The organism is Duganella flavida (assembly GCF_009857445.1).
Classification (GTDB): domain Bacteria; phylum Pseudomonadota; class Gammaproteobacteria; order Burkholderiales; family Burkholderiaceae_D; genus Rugamonas; species Rugamonas flavida.
In genome coordinates this window covers 429,764-445,730 of sequence record NZ_WWCN01000001.1, presented here as the reverse complement: position 1 = coordinate 445,730, position 15,967 = coordinate 429,764, and the positions used below count along the sequence as shown (strand labels likewise).

At 59.1% G+C, this 15,967-nt stretch carries 11 protein-coding genes and 4 tRNA genes; 14 read left to right on the top strand and 1 reads right to left on the bottom strand.

All coding sequences use genetic code 11. The annotated features are described in order from the left end of the window. The first annotated feature begins 69 nt into the window (after nucleotides 1-69). Both GTP46_RS01890 and GTP46_RS01885 read left to right on the top strand, forming a co-directional pair. Nucleotides 70-1,107, top strand: coding sequence for a J domain-containing protein (locus tag GTP46_RS01890; RefSeq protein ID WP_161004914.1), 1,038 nt, complete (start codon nucleotides 70-72; stop codon nucleotides 1,105-1,107). Nucleotides 1,108-1,185: 78 nt separating this feature from the next. Further along, nucleotides 1,186-2,769 carry a DUF3369 domain-containing protein gene (locus GTP46_RS01885; protein WP_161004913.1) on the top strand — a complete coding sequence of 528 codons (1,584 nt, stop codon included), beginning with the start codon at nucleotides 1,186-1,188 and terminating at the stop codon, nucleotides 2,767-2,769. 12 nt (nucleotides 2,770-2,781) lie between these two features. On the opposite strand, the gene GTP46_RS01880 is transcribed toward GTP46_RS01885, so the two are convergent. Continuing rightward, entirely contained in the window at nucleotides 2,782-6,045 is a 3,264-nt protein-coding gene (locus GTP46_RS01880) for an EAL domain-containing protein (RefSeq protein WP_161004912.1), read from the bottom strand. A gap of 208 nt (nucleotides 6,046-6,253) precedes the next feature. Between GTP46_RS01880 and GTP46_RS01875 the strand changes: the two genes are divergently transcribed. The 12 genes from GTP46_RS01875 (at nucleotide 6,254) to rpoB (ending at nucleotide 15,946) form a co-directional block, all read left to right on the top strand. Then, nucleotides 6,254-6,338, top strand: a tRNA-Tyr gene (locus GTP46_RS01875). A gap of 59 nt (nucleotides 6,339-6,397) precedes the next feature. After that, nucleotides 6,398-6,471 (top strand) — tRNA-Gly (locus tag GTP46_RS01870). Nucleotides 6,472-6,528: 57 nt separating this feature from the next. Beyond that, nucleotides 6,529-6,603 (top strand) — tRNA-Thr (locus GTP46_RS01865). 84 nt (nucleotides 6,604-6,687) lie between these two features. Next, nucleotides 6,688-7,878: an elongation factor Tu gene (tuf, locus tag GTP46_RS01860; RefSeq protein WP_161004852.1), complete on the top strand. Its 1,191-nt coding sequence runs from the start codon at nucleotides 6,688-6,690 to the stop codon at nucleotides 7,876-7,878. 71 nt (nucleotides 7,879-7,949) lie between these two features. After that, nucleotides 7,950-8,025, top strand: a tRNA-Trp gene (locus GTP46_RS01855). A 36-nt stretch (nucleotides 8,026-8,061) separates the two neighbouring features. Then, nucleotides 8,062-8,445 (top strand): preprotein translocase subunit SecE, encoded by a 384-nt coding sequence (gene secE / locus GTP46_RS01850; RefSeq protein ID WP_161004911.1) that lies wholly within the window; start codon nucleotides 8,062-8,064, stop codon nucleotides 8,443-8,445. Continuing rightward, nucleotides 8,445-9,059 carry a transcription termination/antitermination protein NusG gene (gene nusG, locus GTP46_RS01845; protein WP_161004910.1) on the top strand — a complete coding sequence of 205 codons (615 nt, stop codon included), beginning with the start codon at nucleotides 8,445-8,447 and terminating at the stop codon, nucleotides 9,057-9,059. The genes secE and nusG overlap by 1 nt, the downstream gene beginning before the upstream one ends. A gap of 120 nt (nucleotides 9,060-9,179) precedes the next feature. Beyond that, entirely contained in the window at nucleotides 9,180-9,611 is a 432-nt protein-coding gene (rplK, locus tag GTP46_RS01840) for a 50S ribosomal protein L11 (RefSeq protein WP_161004909.1), read from the top strand. Between the two features lie 2 nt (nucleotides 9,612-9,613). Beyond that, nucleotides 9,614-10,309 carry a 50S ribosomal protein L1 gene (gene rplA, locus GTP46_RS01835; RefSeq protein WP_161004908.1) on the top strand — a complete coding sequence of 232 codons (696 nt, stop codon included), beginning with the start codon at nucleotides 9,614-9,616 and terminating at the stop codon, nucleotides 10,307-10,309. Nucleotides 10,310-10,566: 257 nt separating this feature from the next. Continuing rightward, a complete protein-coding gene (gene rplJ, locus GTP46_RS01830; protein WP_090192336.1) occupies nucleotides 10,567-11,103 on the top strand; it encodes a 50S ribosomal protein L10 in 537 nt (178 codons plus the stop codon). Nucleotides 11,104-11,197: 94 nt separating this feature from the next. Beyond that, nucleotides 11,198-11,569, top strand: coding sequence for a 50S ribosomal protein L7/L12 (gene rplL, locus GTP46_RS01825; RefSeq protein WP_161004907.1), 372 nt, complete (start codon nucleotides 11,198-11,200; stop codon nucleotides 11,567-11,569). A 267-nt stretch (nucleotides 11,570-11,836) separates the two neighbouring features. Then, nucleotides 11,837-15,946, top strand: a complete 4,110-nt coding sequence (gene rpoB / locus GTP46_RS01820; protein WP_161004906.1) for a DNA-directed RNA polymerase subunit beta — start codon at nucleotides 11,837-11,839, stop codon at nucleotides 15,944-15,946. The last annotated feature ends 21 nt before the right edge of the window (nucleotides 15,947-15,967 follow it).

Sequence of the window (15,967 nt, the reverse complement as noted above, 5' to 3'; positions counted from 1 at the left end):
CGTGCATGCTACATCGATTGCATGCGCTAAGATGGGCTATGATGACTGATTCCGCGTCGATTTCCCTTTATGGCTAAGATACATACTCACTATGACAACCTGAAAGTGGCGCGCATGGCGCCGCAGGAAGTCATACGTGCCGCCTACAAGGCGCTGAGCCAAAAATACCACCCTGATAAAAATCCGGGTGATGAGAAGGCTGCGCGCATCATGGCCATCCTCAACAGCGCCTACGAGACCCTGTCCGACCCGCAGCGCCGCAAGGAGCATGACGAGTGGATCACCTCCGAGGAGTGGGAAATCGAATGGCTGGAGAGCACCCGCAACGAGGACGGCCATGGCCATGCCCATGGCGCCCGCAGCGACAAGCATAAGCACGAGCGCGACTGGCATCCCGAACATGTTCCTGAACCGGCACGCCTGCGTCCGCGCCGCCGCGACTGGAAAGTCTGGGCCGGGTTGGCTTTGTGCCTGGTGGCGGGCTGGCTGGGCGGTGTGACCATGGTGGCCGAACCGCAGCTGGTGTCCAATATGCTGAGTGCGGCCTGGGGCGGCAAGGGCGGTATCAACGCCAATGCCGCCACACCCGACGCGGCGCCGTCGCGTTCGCAGCAAGATCCGCAACGCGCCGAACTGCGCGAAGCCTGGGCTACGGTGCGCCTGAATGAAGCGCACGCAGTCAAGCCGTCGCCGATCAAGGTGCTGGCCTCGTCGCAGGTGGTGGTGCCCGGCGCCGGCGCCGAGTGCGACAGCGAAACCCAGACCCAGACACTGGTGGCGCCCAACGGCGAACCGTGGCCGGCCCGCTCCGGCTATATGGAGGGCTTCCCGGTCGGTAACCGTGGCGATGAAATGCAGCTGACGCTGGATAACGCCGGCAACAACTCGGCGGTCTTCATCAAGGTCTACGACATGGAGCGCCACGCCAATGTGCGCTATGCCTATGTGCAGGCGCACGACAAGCTGCTGGTCGACAAACTGGCCAACGGCAAATATGAAATCCGCTATCAAAACCTGGATGCTGGCGCCAATCCGGGTGCTTGCTCGGCGGCTAACCGTACGGCTGCAGCAGGGGCGGAAGCAGGGACGTCCCCCGTCAACAACTAGTGCCGCAGCGCAGCGCGATATCTGTTGTCACCGGGGGGGATTCTGATTATCCTAGGGTAACAACAGGAGATTGCGTATATGACCGATTCCAACGCCGCAGATGACAACTGGCTGATCGACGAAGACGAAGAAGAGCTTCCAGCCAGCGGTCTCAGCGCGCCAGACCAGCGCTTGTGGCGGGTGTTAATCGTTGACGATGATGTCGATGTGCATGCCGTCACGCGGCTAGCGCTGCGCAATGTCAGCTTCAAGGGCCGCGAGCTGGAATTGTTCTCGGCCTACAGCGGGCGCGAAGCCTACGACATCCTGCGCGACACGCCGGACATCGCCCTGGTGCTGCTGGACGTGGTGATGGAAACCGACGACGCCGGCCTGCTGCTGGCGCGCCGCATACGCGAAGAACTCCACAACACCATCGTGCGCGTGGTGCTGCGTACCGGCCAGCCGGGACAGGCGCCGGAGCAGCGCGTGATCATCGAATACGACATCAACGATTACAAGGCCAAGACCGAGCTGACCACGCAGAAGCTGTTCACCACGGTGATCTCGGCGCTGCGCGCGTACGAGAGCCTGAACATGCTGGAGCGCAGCCGCATTGGCCTCGGCAAGATCCTGGCCGGCGCCACCAATCTGTACCAGATCCATTCGCTGCGCGAGTTTGCCTCGGGCGTGCTGAACCAGGTCAGCGCCATCCTCGACGTCGGTTCGGACGGCGTGCTGTGCCTGATGCAGGGCGACACCGGCGTCACCACCGTGGTGGCGGCCACCGGCAATTATGCGACGCTGAACGAGTCGGAACTGATGCCAACCTCGCACCCGCTATGGCCGACCATCGTCAAGGCCTTCAACGAAAAGAAATCGCAGTTCGAGCATCCGGCCAATGTGCTGTTCATCCACACGCAGGAAAACCGCGAGGTGGCGATTTCGGTGACGCCGCCATGGCCGCTGGCGCAGATCCAGCGCGACCTGCTGGAAGTGTTCTGCCAGCGTATTGCGGCGGCGTTCGACAATCTCTACATGTTCGGCCAGCTGCGCAAGGCGCAGGAGGCCACGGTGGTGGCGCTGGCCGATCTGGCCGAGTTCCGCGACAGCGGCACCGGCGGCCATGTGCGGCGGGTGCAGATGCTGTCCACGGGGCTGGCGCAGCGCCTGCATGAGCGCGGCGCGTATCCGGACGAGGTGACGCCGCAGCTGCTGGAAATGATCGGCCTGGCGTCGATCCTGCACGATGTGGGCAAGGTGGCGACGCCGGATCACATCCTGCTCAAGCCGGGCATTCATACGCCGGAAGAACGCGCCGAGATGCAGCAGCACGCGGCGGTGGGCAAGGCGATCCTGGAGCGGGCGTCGAAAATGGTGGATGGCGTCAGCTATCTAACTTATGGCGCCGAAATCGCCGGCGGCCACCATGAGCATTGGGATGGCAATGGCTATCCCAACCAGCTGAAGGGCCGTGATATCCCGATTGCGGCGCGGATTGTGGCGGTGATCGATGTGTTCGATTCGTTGCTGCACGAGCGCCCGTACAAGGAGCCGTGGCCGCACACCGAGGCGGTCGCCTACATCAAGGACCGCGCCGGCAAGCAGTTCGATCCTGAGGTGGTGGCGGCCTTGCTGGATATGATCGAGCGCGACCCTTCCATCGGCCGCACGCCGGACTGACGTCGTCCCGGCCTACGCCGGAACGACGGTATTTGCGCTGCGCACCATCGCTTCAAATTGCGCTACCGGCATCGGGCGCGCGAACAAATAGCCTTGCGCTTCGTCGCACTGCTTGGCGCGCAAGAAGTCGCGCTGGGCTTCCGTCTCTACGCCTTCTGCAATCACTTCCAGTCCCAGCGAATGCGCCAGCGCAATGGTGGCGGCGACGATCACGGCGTCGTCCGGATCGCTCTCGATATCCTTCACGAAACCGCGGTCGATCTTGATGCGGTCGATCTCAAACAGCTTCAGGTAACTTAGCGACGAGTAGCCGGTGCCGAAGTCGTCGATCGCCACTTTAATGCCGCGCGAACGCAATTCGATCAGCAGCGCGCGGCTGCGTTCCGGGTCCTGCATCGCTGCCGATTCGGTGATCTCCAGTTCCAGCAGGGCCGGGTCGATCCCATGGCTGTGCAGCATGCGGTCCAAATGTGGCAGCAGGCCCGGGCCGTGGCACTGGCGCGCCGACAAATTTACCGCCAGCCGCAAGTGCGACAGCTCCGGCGAACGCCAGGAATGCAGCAGGCTGCAGGCGCGCTGCAGCACCCAGTCGCCCAGCGGCAGGATCAGGCCTGACTCTTCGGCGATCGGGATGAAGCGGTCCGGACTCACCATGCCTAGCTCCGGATGGTGCCAGCGCAGCAGCGCTTCGGCGCCGATGATGCGCTGGGTCGCCAGCTCAATTTGCGGCTGCAGATACAGCTCGAATTCGTTTTGTTCCAGTGCCTGCCACAGGCGGTTTTCCAGCATCAGGCGCTCGTGGGTGGCGCTGTTCATCTCTTCCGAGAAGAACTGGAAATTGCCGCGACCCTGGCTCTTGGCGGCGTACATGGCGGTGTCGGCGTGGCGCATCAGGGTGCCGGCGTCTTCGCCATCGTTGGGGAACATGGCGACGCCGACGCTGGCGCCGCTGTGGACGGTTTTGCCTTGCAGGTGATACGGCGCGGTCAGCGCGTCGACGATGCGCACGGCGATGTTGGAGGCTTCGTCGGGCGTGATGGCGCCGTCCGTCACCACGATGAATTCGTCGCCGCCCAGACGGGCGATGGTGTCGACTTCGCGCAGCAGTTCCTGCAGGCGCTGCGAGACGGCGACCAGCAGCAAATCGCCGGTGGCGTGGCCGTGGGTGTCGTTGATTTTCTTGAAGTGGTCCAGGTCAATGAACAGCACGGCCGCCTGCCCGCCGCTGCGGCGCGTTTGCGCCAGCAGCTGTTCGAGGCGCAGGTTGAGCGACAGGCGATTCGCCAGTCCGGTCAAGGTGTCGTGGTGCGCCAGGCGATGGATGCGTTCTTGTGCCAGATGCTGTTCGGTCAGGTCGTGCAGGATGGCGACGAACAGGTGCTCATCCGGCAGTTCCACTTCCGACACCGACATCGCCAGCGGGAATTCGCTGCCGTCGCTGCGCCAGCCGGGTAGTTCGTATTCGTGGGTGACGCCGCAGGCGATCATGCGCAGCAGGCCTGTTGCATCAAGGCCTGCTGCTTCGCCGACGCCAACCGGGATCAGCTTGTCGAGTGGCAGGTCGGTCATCTTTTCCGGTGCATAGCCGAACAGGCGGCCAGCAGCGGCGTTGGCCGACATCAGGGTGCCGTTGCTGTCGATGGTGAGGATGGCGTCGGCTGCTTTGTTGAGGATCGCTTGCAGGCGCGCTTCGCGCTGGCGCAGGCGCGAGGTGGAATCTTTCACCTCTGCCTGAATGCGCGCGCGCTCACCGGAGATCAGCATCATCAGGGTGCCCAGCAAGCCGGTCAGCAGCAAGCCGCAGGTCAGCACGGTCCAGCTTTGCCAGCCGCGTTGCTGTTGCAGGTAGGCCGGTGTTGGCGCCAGCGTCAGTTCGTAGATGCGGCCGCCGAAGTGCAACTGGCGCTGGTAGTCGCCGGCGTGCACCGGGCGTTTCAGCGTGTCTTGCACCACGCGGCGCGGGCCGTCGTCGTCGGTGTCTTCAAAGCGGATCAGGAAGTGCGGGAACTCGGAGCGTTTCAGCGCCTGGTTGAGGTAAGCCTCGAACTGCATGGCGATCAGCAGCGAGCCGACGGCCTGGCGGTGGTTGCTGTTCGGGTGCACGGTCTGCATCAGCAGCAAGCCAGTGCCGGGCAGGGTGCGGGCAAATTGCAGCGGTGCGGTGGCGGTCGGCTGGCCGGACTGGATGGCGCGTTCCAGCGCGTCGCGGCGGCGTTCTTCGGACAGGAAATCGAGGCCGACGTAATCGCGCGCGGCGGTCGGTTCGACAAAGGTCACGGCGAAATAGCGCTCGCGCTGGCTGGCCACCTTGAGCGGCTGGCCCGGCTCGCCGCGGTCGCGGATAGCGTAGTCGGGCATCACTTGCTGGCGCGCCCAGGCTTCGAACGCGCCACGCTCACTGCCAGCCACCGGCACCAGCCAGCCCATCGACAGCAGCTCGGGGCGCTGGTCGAGATAGCCGTGTGCAAGGTTGCCGAAATCGTCAGCGTTGATGGTGCGGCGCGGATCGTTGAGGGCCTTGGCCATGGCATAGATGAAGCGCTCGTGCTCGCTGAACTGGGATTGCAGCAAGTCGCCGGTCTGCTGTGCCTTGAGGCGGAAGGTTTGCAGCTGCTGGTTGTTTTCCCAGCGGTCGGCTTGCAGATAGATGGCGATGAAGGCGGCAGCCGACAGCAGCAGCGGCAAGCCCACCAGTGTGCGGCGGCGCGCCCACAGCGCGCGCGGACGGCCAATGACAATCCAGGTCAGCGGCGCCGCCAGCATGATGCCGATGGTGTCGCCCATCCACCATGCCAGCCAGTCGTTGGCGACCGTCTCGCGCTGCAAGATGCCAAGCAACAGCATGCCGGATACCGACAGGGTGCTCGACACCAGCGTTACGCTGAGCGCCAGCATGATGAAGCGCACCACGTCGCGGCCGGAGCCGATGGCCTGGTCGATATAGCGGCGGAACAGGGTGCTGCCAGCCCAGGCTTGCAGCGCGGCGCCGATGGCAGGCGCGCAGGCGCCGATCGCGGCCAGGCGGGTGATGCCGGCCGGGCTCAGCGCCGGCATCACCAGGTTGACCGCCAGCGAACCGAGCGCCACCGCCGGCAGCAGGCGCGCGCCGCCCACCACGCAGGCAGCCAGCGCAATACCGGCGGGGAGGAAGATAGGAGAGGCATACCCCGGCGGCAGCGCCAGCAGCAGGCCGAGGCGGCCAGCAAGGAAATACGCGGCCCACAGGGCCAGATTGGCGAGCAGGAGGATAGGCCAGCGACCACTACGATTGTTCAAATGCAGGGCTCCAAGGATCTCTAGGGACCGGTCGATTGTATAGGAAATCATGCAACGTAAAAACAACACTTGCACAATCGCAGTTGGTGCGTTTAAAATCTCGCCCCGAAGCAGACGTTACTCTGAACAGCGCCGGAAAAGATTTACGCGGTGTTGAAAACAGGGTTGACGTCACAGAAAAATTGCTTCATACTCTGCGGTTCCTCGCGGAGGGGTGGCCGAGTGGTTAAAGGCGACGGACTGTAAATCCGTTCTCTCAGAGTACACTGGTTCGAATCCAGTCCCCTCCACCAAGTTTTTGCAAGAAGACTGAGTGGCGTAGTAAAAATGAATTGAATTGAACCAATACCTCGCGGGTGTAGCTCAATGGTAGAGCTGAAGCCTTCCAAGCTTATGACGAGGGTTCGATTCCCTTCACCCGCTCCAGTGTTGTTGCAATTCAGATGCGCAAGCATCGCAGTTGTAAAGCGCAGTACACAATAAGCCCTTTTAGCTCAGTGGTAGAGCACTCCCTTGGTAAGGGAGAGGCCACGTGTTCAATCCACGTAAAGGGCACCAGAATACGCAGTACGGCAGTACGGTAGCACTATCAAAGTTGGGCAGGGTTCCCTGCCAATCACACCAAATCGTTAGGAGTCTAAAATGGCAAAAGAGAAATTCGAGCGGACCAAGCCGCACGTTAACGTCGGCACCATCGGCCACGTCGACCACGGCAAGACCACCCTGACCGCAGCAATTGCAACCGTTCTGTCGAAAAAATTCGGCGGCGAAGCTAAAGCCTACGACCAGATCGACGCTGCTCCAGAAGAAAAAGCACGCGGCATCACCATCAACACCGCTCACGTCGAGTACGAAACCGCGGCACGTCACTACGCTCACGTAGACTGCCCAGGCCACGCCGACTACATCAAAAACATGATTACCGGTGCAGCGCAGATGGACGGCGCGATCCTGGTGTGCTCCGCAGCGGACGGCCCAATGCCACAGACCCGCGAACACATCCTGCTGGCTCGCCAAGTTGGCGTTCCATACATCGTCGTGTTCCTGAACAAGTGCGATCTGGTGGATGACGAAGAGCTGCTGGAACTGGTTGAAATGGAAGTGCGTGAGTTGCTTTCGAAATACGAGTTCCCAGGCGACGACCTGCCTATCATCAAAGGTTCGGCACGTAAAGCACTGGACGGCGACACCGGTCCTCTGGGCGAGCAAGCCATCATGGCGCTGGCCGATGCACTGGATTCGTACATCCCTACGCCAGAGCGCGCAGTGGACGGCGCCTTCCTGATGCCAGTAGAAGACGTGTTCTCGATCTCGGGTCGCGGCACCGTGGTGACCGGTCGTGTTGAGCGCGGTATCGTCAAAGTCGGCGAAGAGATCGAAATCGTCGGCATCATCGACACCGTCAAAACCACCTGCACCGGCGTGGAAATGTTCCGCAAACTGCTGGACCAAGGTCAAGCAGGCGACAACGTTGGTCTGCTGCTGCGCGGCACCAAGCGTGAAGACGTGCAACGTGGTCAAGTTCTGGCAAAACCAGGCTCGATCAAGCCGCACAACCACTTCACCGGCGAGATCTATGTTCTGTCGAAAGACGAAGGCGGTCGTCACACTCCGTTCTTCAACAACTATCGTCCACAGTTCTACTTCCGTACGACTGACGTGACCGGTTCGATCGAACTGCCAGCGGACAAAGAAATGGTTATGCCAGGCGACAACGTGTCGATCACCGTTAAGCTGATCAACCCGATCGCGATGGAAGAAGGTCTGCGTTTCGCTATCCGTGAAGGTGGCCGTACCGTAGGCGCAGGCGTGGTTGCTAAGATCATCGCCTAATAGGAAGCAAGATTGCCACCCGGGCGTCCGGGTGGTATAATCCGACTCCTTTGTAGTTTCAGGGTTTATGTAGGGGCGTAGCTCAATTGGCAGAGCGTCGGTCTCCAAAACCGAAGGTTGGGGGTTCGAGGCCCTCCGCCCCTGCCACCGAATCTGGTGCAGGGCACCGAAAGTAAAATATAAATGTCTAATCAATCCGTGCAGACTGTCAGCACGTCGAATGACAAGATTAAGGTTGCACTGGCAATTGTCGTTGCAATCGCAGGCGTGATAGGTTTTTACTACCTGTCGGACAAACCAGCTCTGGTACGCGCAGGCGCACTTGTGGCTGGTTTGGCTTTTGCCGTTTTGATCTTGTGGACTTCGTCGACTGGCCGTGAGTTCCTGAATTTCGCTAAAGAAGCCGTTCGCGAGACGAAAAAGGTCGTGTGGCCTACCCGTCGCGAAGCAACCCAGATCACGGGCATCGTGTTTGCCTTTGTGCTGGTGATGGCGGTGTTCCTGTGGGGCACGGATAAGACCTTGGAATTCCTGTTGTACGACGTCATTCTGGGCATACGAAAATAATGAGCGAAAATGTGCAAGATGACGCTCAGGGTGCAGTCCCTGAGCAAGACGCTGGCGCAGCGCCAATCAGCGTACCGGTGAGCAACAAGCGCTGGTACGTTGTGCATGCGTATTCCGGTATGGAAAAAAGCGTGCAGCGCGCGCTGACCGAGCGTGTCGAACGCGCCGGCATGCAAGAACAATTTGGCCAGATTCTGGTGCCGACCGAAGAAGTGGTCGAAGTCAAGAACGGTCAAAAGTCGGTCACCGAACGTCGTTTCTTCCCTGGCTATGTGCTGGTGGAAATGGAAATGACCGACGAAACCTGGCACTTGGTGAAAAACACCTCGAAAGTCACCGGCTTCATCGGCGGCAAATCGAACAAGCCTACTCCGATTCCTGCACGCGAGATCGACAAGATCATGCAGCAGATGCAAGAAGGCGTCGAGAAGCCACGGCCGAAAGTGCTGTACGAAGTGGGCGAGCAAGTCCGTATCAAGGACGGTCCGTTCACTGACTTCAACGGCAATGTTGAGGAAGTCAACTACGAGAAATCGAAAGTGCGCGTCTCGGTCACGATTTTTGGCCGCGCAACGCCAGTCGAACTCGAATTCGGCCAAGTCGAAAAAGTATAAGGCCGTTCGCCAGAACGGGCGACGGTGTCAAAACCCTAGTGAATTCTGGCAAAAGAGGAGCCCCGCCCTGCAACTGCGCATGGTGGGGCGCTACTACTCATATCCAAGATAGGAGCCATCATGGCAAAGAAAATCATTGGTTTTATCAAGCTGCAAGTGCCAGCTGGTAAAGCAAACCCATCCCCACCGATCGGTCCAGCTCTGGGTCAACGCGGTCTGAACATCATGGAATTCTGCAAAGCGTTCAACGCGCAGACCCAAGGTATGGAACCAGGCATGCCTATCCCAGTCGTGATCACTGCGTTCGCTGACAAGTCCTTCACCTTCGTGATGAAGACCCCACCAGCAACCTTCCTGATCAAGAAGCACTCGGGCGTGACCAAAGGTTCGCCGAAGCCACATACCGACAAAGTCGGTAAGCTGACCCGTGCTCAAGCTGAAGAAATCGCTAAACTGAAAACCCCTGACCTGACCGCTGCTGATCTGGATGCTGCTGTACGCACCATCGCTGGCTCGGCTCGTTCGATGGGCATCACCGTGGAAGGTCTGTAATCATGGCTAAACTGTCCAAACGCGCACAAGCCATCAAGGCCAAAGTTGACACCACCAAGAACTACTCGTTCGACAACGCTGTTGCTCTGATCAAAGAACTGGCAACCGCCAAGTTCAATGAATCGATCGACGTGTCGGTACAACTGGGCGTGGATCCTAAGAAGTCGGACCAGGTGGTTCGTGGTTCCGTAGTTCTGCCAGCAGGCACCGGTAAAACCGTTCGCGTAGCAGTGTTCGCTTCGGGCGACAAAGCTGAAGCCGCTAAAGCAGCTGGCGCTGACGTCGTTGGTATGGAAGACCTGGCTGAGCGCGTCAAAGCCGGCGACATGCCTTTCGATATCGTCATCGCTTCGCCAGACACCATGCGTATCGTTGGTACCCTGGGTCAGATCCTGGGCCCACGTGGCCTGATGCCTAACCCGAAAGTCGGCACCGTAACCCCTGACGTCGCTACCGCCGTGAAAAACGCGAAAGCCGGTCAAGTTCAGTACCGTACCGACAAAGCCGGTATCATCCACGCGACCATCGGCCGCAAATCGTTCGCTGACGCAGATCTGAAGAGCAACCTGGTTGCCCTGATCGACGCACTGAACAAAGCTAAGCCAGCATCGTCGAAAGGCGTGTACCTGCGTAAAGTGTCGCTGTCGTCGACCATGGGCGCTGGCGTCCGTGTTGACCAAGCTTCGCTGGCAGCCTAAGTTTTAAGTTTAAGTCCTTGTGTGGCCGTCGTGCCGCATGAGGCAGTTCTTTGGGATGGCTGCTGTTTCGGCAGCAGCCGCAATCAAAGACCGTTGGGCCAGGTGCATCAGGTAGGCACCCGGTTAATTGAATGTCTCACCCAACGCAGATGGTGTTCCCGATCAAGTTTTGCAGTCCATTGGACTCCTAACCTCGGACGCCGTTGTTCGAACCGATGACCGGCAATTTCGCCGGACATCATTTAAGGAGATTGACCGTGGGTCTCAATCTGAATGACAAAAAGGCCGTCGTCGCCGAAGTTTCCGCAAAAGTAGCAACTGCGCAAACTATCGTCGTGGCCGAGTATCGTGGCATCCAGGTTGCTCACTTGACGCAACTCCGTGCCAAAGCGCGCGCTCAAGGCGTGTACCTGCGAGTGTTGAAAAACACCCTCGCTCGTCGCGCCGTTGAAGGCACGCAATTTGCCGCCCTGGCAGACAGCATGACCGGTCCTCTGATCTACTCGATCTCGGACGATGCCGTTGCAGCAGCTAAAGTCATCAACGACTTCGCTAAAACCAACGACAAACTGGTCATCACTGCCGGTAACTTCGCAGGCAAACAGCTGGATAAAGCTGCTGTTGCTGCGTTGGCGAGCATTCCTAGCCGTGAAGTTCTGCTCTCGCAGTTGTTGGGCGTTATGCTGGCTCCGGTTTCGGGCTTTGCACGTGGTCTGGCTGCTCTGGCAGCGAAAAAATCCGAAGGCGCTCCTGCCGCTGCCGAAGCAGCAGCAGAAGAAGCCCCAGCAGCCTAATAGGCCGCTGCGCGCCACCATTGCTGGCGGCGCGGGTTTTTTATCAAGTAGCATTCTGATGTATTAACGAATCAAAAAATTATTGGAGTTTCAAATGGCAATTAGCAAAGAAGACATCCTGAACGCAGTTTCCGAACTGTCCGTACTGGAACTGAACGAACTGGTCAAACTGTTCGAAGAAAAATTCGGCGTATCGGCTGCTGCAATGGCCGCTCCAGCTGCTGGCGGCGCTGTTGCTGCTGCTGCTGAAGAGCAAACCGAATTCAACCTGGTTCTGACCGAAGTCGGCGCGAACAAAGTTGGCGTGATTAAAGCAGTTCGCGAAATCACCGGTTTGGGCCTGAAAGAAGCCAAAGACGTGGTTGATGGCGCACCAAAAACCGTAAAAGAAGCCCTGTCGAAAGCTGACGCTGAAGCCGCTAAGAAAAAGCTGGAAGAAGCTGGCGCCAAGGCCGACCTGAAGTAATTAGCGGTACCGGTGGCTAAGACGTGTGCTTAGCAACCAAGAGCCAAAGCTGAGAAGGTTTCCCCTTGAAAAAGGGGAAACTTTCGGCTTTGGCTCCTTTGTCGTCTGTGTCGTATTTGTAGCGTTTTACCGACGTTGCAGTTCCAATTGAATCAGCTGGAAATGGTAGAAGTTTCAGGTTTCGTCTGTGTGACAGACAGCCCGGTTCTTCCTGGAATACAGGCAAAACCTGAAATTTTTTCCCTTTCTGTCACTCACGGAGTGTCCATGCACTACTCATTTACTGAGAAGAAACGCATTCGCAAATCATTCGCGAAGCGCGCCAACGTTCACAACGTTCCGTTCCTGCTGGCTACCCAGCTCGAGTCCTACCACAGCTTCCTGCAAGAAGACATCGCACCGTCGACCCGCAAGAACGATGGCCTGCAGTCGGCCTTTACCTCGATTTTCCCTATCGTTTCGCACAATGGTTTTGCGCGTCTCGAATTCCTGTCGTACGTTCTGGGCGATCCTGCCTTTGACGTCAAGGAATGCCAACTGCGTGGCCTGACCTTCGCGTCGCCGCTGCGCGCCAAGGTTCGCCTGGTGATCCTGGACAAGGAATCGCCAACCAAGCCGGTCGTTAAAGAGATGAAGGAACAGGAAGTCTACATGGGCGAACTGCCCCTGATGACCTCCACCGGTTCGTTCGTCATCAACGGTACCGAGCGCGTTATCGTTTCGCAGCTGCACCGCTCCCCAGGCGTGTTCTTTGAGCACGACCGCGGCAAGACCCACTCGTCCGGCAAACTGCTGTTCTCGGCCCGTATCATTCCTTACCGTGGCTCGTGGCTGGACTTCGAGTTCGACCCGAAAGACATCCTGTACTTCCGCGTCGACCGTCGCCGCAAGATGCCAGTCAGCATACTGCTGAAAGCCATCGGCATGTCGCCGGAACAGATCCTGGCCAACTTCTTCGTGTTCGATAACTTCCACCTGCGCTCCGAAGGCGCGGAAATGGAATTCGTCGCCGAACGCCTGCGCGGCGAAGTCGCGCGCTTCGACATCGTGGATCCGAAGTCGGGCAAGACCCTGGTCATGAAAGACAAGCGTATCAATGCCAAGCATGTACGCGACATCGACGCTGCTGGCCTGAAACACATCTCGGTACCGGAAGACTACCTGGTCGGCCGCGTGCTGGCCAAGAACATCGTGGATGCGGACACCGGCGAAGTTATCGCCAACGCCAACGATGAGCTGACCGACGAAGTACTGAACCGCCTGCGCGACAGCAATGTTGCCGACATCCAGACCCTGTACACCAACGATCTGGACCAAGGTGGCTACATCTCGCAAACCCTGCGTATCGACGACACCGCCGACCAGATGGCCGCGCGTATCGCCATCTACCGCATGATGCGTCCTGGCGAACCACCAACCGAAGAGTCGGTGGAAGCGCTGTTCAACGGCCTGTTCTACAGCTCCGACCGTTATGACCTGTCGGCTGTGGGCCGCATGAAGTTCAACCGCCGTATCGGCCGTGATGAACTGACTGGCGCCATGACCCTGTCGAACGAAGACGTGCTGGCCGTGATCAAGATCCTGGTGGAGCTGCGCAATGGCCGCGGCGAAGTCGACGATATCGATCACCTCGGTAACCGTCGCGTACGTTGCGTCGGCGAACTGGCGGAGAACCAATTCCGTGCCGGTCTGGTACGGGTTGAGCGCGCCGTCAAAGAGCGTCTGGGTCAAGCGGAAGCGGACAACCTGATGCCGCACGACCTGATCAACTCGAAGCCGATCTCGGCAGCAATCCGCGAGTTCTTCGGTTCGTCGCAGCTGTCGCAGTTTATGGACCAGACCAACCCGCTGTCGGAAATCACCCACAAACGCCGTGTCTCCGCTCTGGGCCCTGGTGGTCTGACCCGCGAACGCGCCGGCTTTGAAGTCCGTGACGTACACCCGACCCACTACGGCCGCGTGTGCCCGATCGAGACGCCAGAGGGTCCGAACATTGGTCTGATCAACTCGCTGGCACTGTATGCCCGCCTGAACGAATACGGCTTCCTGGAAACCCCATACCGCAAGGTAGAAGGTTCGAAAGTGACCGACCAGATCGATTACCTGTCGGCGATCGAAGAAGGCCGCTACATCATCGCCCAGGCTAACGCCAAAGTGAATGAACAAGGCCAGCTGGTCGACGAACTGGTGTCGTCGCGTGAAGCCGGCGAGACCATCCTGGTATCGCCTGAGCGCGTGCAGTACATGGACGTTGCGCCAGGCCAGATCGTGTCGGTTGCAGCATCGCTGATTCCATTCCTGGAACACGATGATGCGAACCGTGCACTGATGGGCGCCAACATGCAGCGTCAGGCTGTACCTTGCTTGCGTCCTGAAAAGGCGCTGGTCGGTACCGGCATCGAACGTACCGTGGCAGTCGACTCCGGCACTACCGTGCAGGCAGTCCGTGGCGGTATCGTGGATTACATCGATGCAGGCCGTGTGGTGATTCGCGTGAACGACGACGAAGCTACCGCTGGCGAAGTCGGCGTGGACATCTACAACCTGATCAAGTACACCCGTTCCAACCAGAACACCAACATCAACCAGCGTCCTATCGTTGAGCGTGGTGACCGCGTTGCCAAAGGCGACGTGATCGCTGACGGCGCATCGACCGACCTGGGCGAACTGGCGCTGGGCCAGAACATGACCGTGGCCTTCATGCCATGGAATGGTCTGAACTTCGAAGATTCGATCCTGATTTCGGAAAACGTTGTAAAAGACGACCGTTACACCTCGATCCACATCGAAGAACTGAGCGTTGTTGCACGTGATACCAAACTGGGCGCGGAAGAAATCACCCGCGACATTTCGAACCTGGCCGAGAACCAACTGGCTCGCCTGGACGAATCCGGTATCGTGTACATCGGTGCTGAAGTGCAAGCCGGCGACACCCTGGTAGGCAAGGTCACCCCGAAAGGCGAGACCCAGCTGACCCCGGAAGAGAAGCTGCTGCGCGCCATCTTCGGCGAAAAAGCATCGGACGTGAAAGACACCTCGCTGCGCGTGCCTTCGGGCATGGTCGGCACCGTGATCGACGTGCAAGTGTTCACCCGCGAAGGCATCGTGCGCGACAAACGCGCTCAGCAGATCATCGATGATGAACTGAAACGCTTCCGCCTGGACCTGAACGACCAGATGCGTATTGTGGAAGGCGATGCCTTCCAGCGTCTGGAGAAAATGCTGATTGGCCAAGTGGTCAACGGCGGTCCGAAGAAGCTGGCCAAAGGCGCCAAGATCACCAAGGAATACCTGGACGATCTGGACAAGTACCACTGGTTCGACATCCGCCCAGCGGAAGACGCATCGGCGACTGCGCTGGAAGCGATCAAGGAATCGATTAACGAGAAGCGCCACCAGTTCGACTTGGCCTTCGAAGAGAAGCGCAAGAAACTGACCCAGGGCGATGAGCTGCAACCTGGCGTGCAGAAAATGGTCAAGGTTTACCTGGCCGTTAAACGCCGCCTGCAGTCGGGCGACAAGATGGCAGGCCGTCACGGTAACAAAGGTGTGGTCTCGCGTATCGTGCCAGTGGAAGACATGCCGCACATGGCGGACGGTACCCCGGCCGACGTGGTGCTGAACCCGCTGGGTGTTCCTTCGCGTATGAACGTGGGTCAGATCCTGGAAACCCACTTGGGTTGGGCAGCGAAAGGCCTGGGCATCCGTATCAGCGAAATGCTGGCACAGCAGATCAAAGTGGAAGAGATGCGCAAGTATCTGACCACGGTCTACAACGAAACCGGACGTCCGGAAGATCTGGACAAGTTCGACGACGAAGAGATCATGAAGCTGGCGCGCAACCTGAAAAAAGGTGTGCCGTTCGCAACGCCGGTGTTTGACGGTGCGCACGAGTCGGAAATCCGCCGCATGCTGGATCTGGCTTACCCAGACGACATCGCCCGCAATCTGGGCATGACGCCGTCGAAGAACCAGGTCACCATGTATGACGGCCGTACCGGTGAGGCGTTTGAGCGTAAGGTCACCGTTGGTGTGATGCACATGCTGAAACTGCACCACTTGGTGGACGACAAGATGCATGCGCGTTCGACCGGTCCATACTCGCTGGTAACGCAGCAGCCACTGGGCGGTAAAGCCCAGTTCGGTGGCCAGCGCTTCGGTGAGATGGAGGTGTGGGCACTGGAAGCGTACGGCGCATCGTACGTGCTGCAAGAAATGCTGACCGTGAAGTCCGATGACGTGAATGGCCGTACCAAAGTGTACGAAAACCTCGTCAAGGGCGACCACGTGATCGATGCCGGCATGCCGGAATCGTTCAACGTGCTGGTGAAAGAGATCCGTTCCCTGGGTATCGATATCGACCTGGAACGCAACTAAGACACTGGCCGCCGCCCCGCT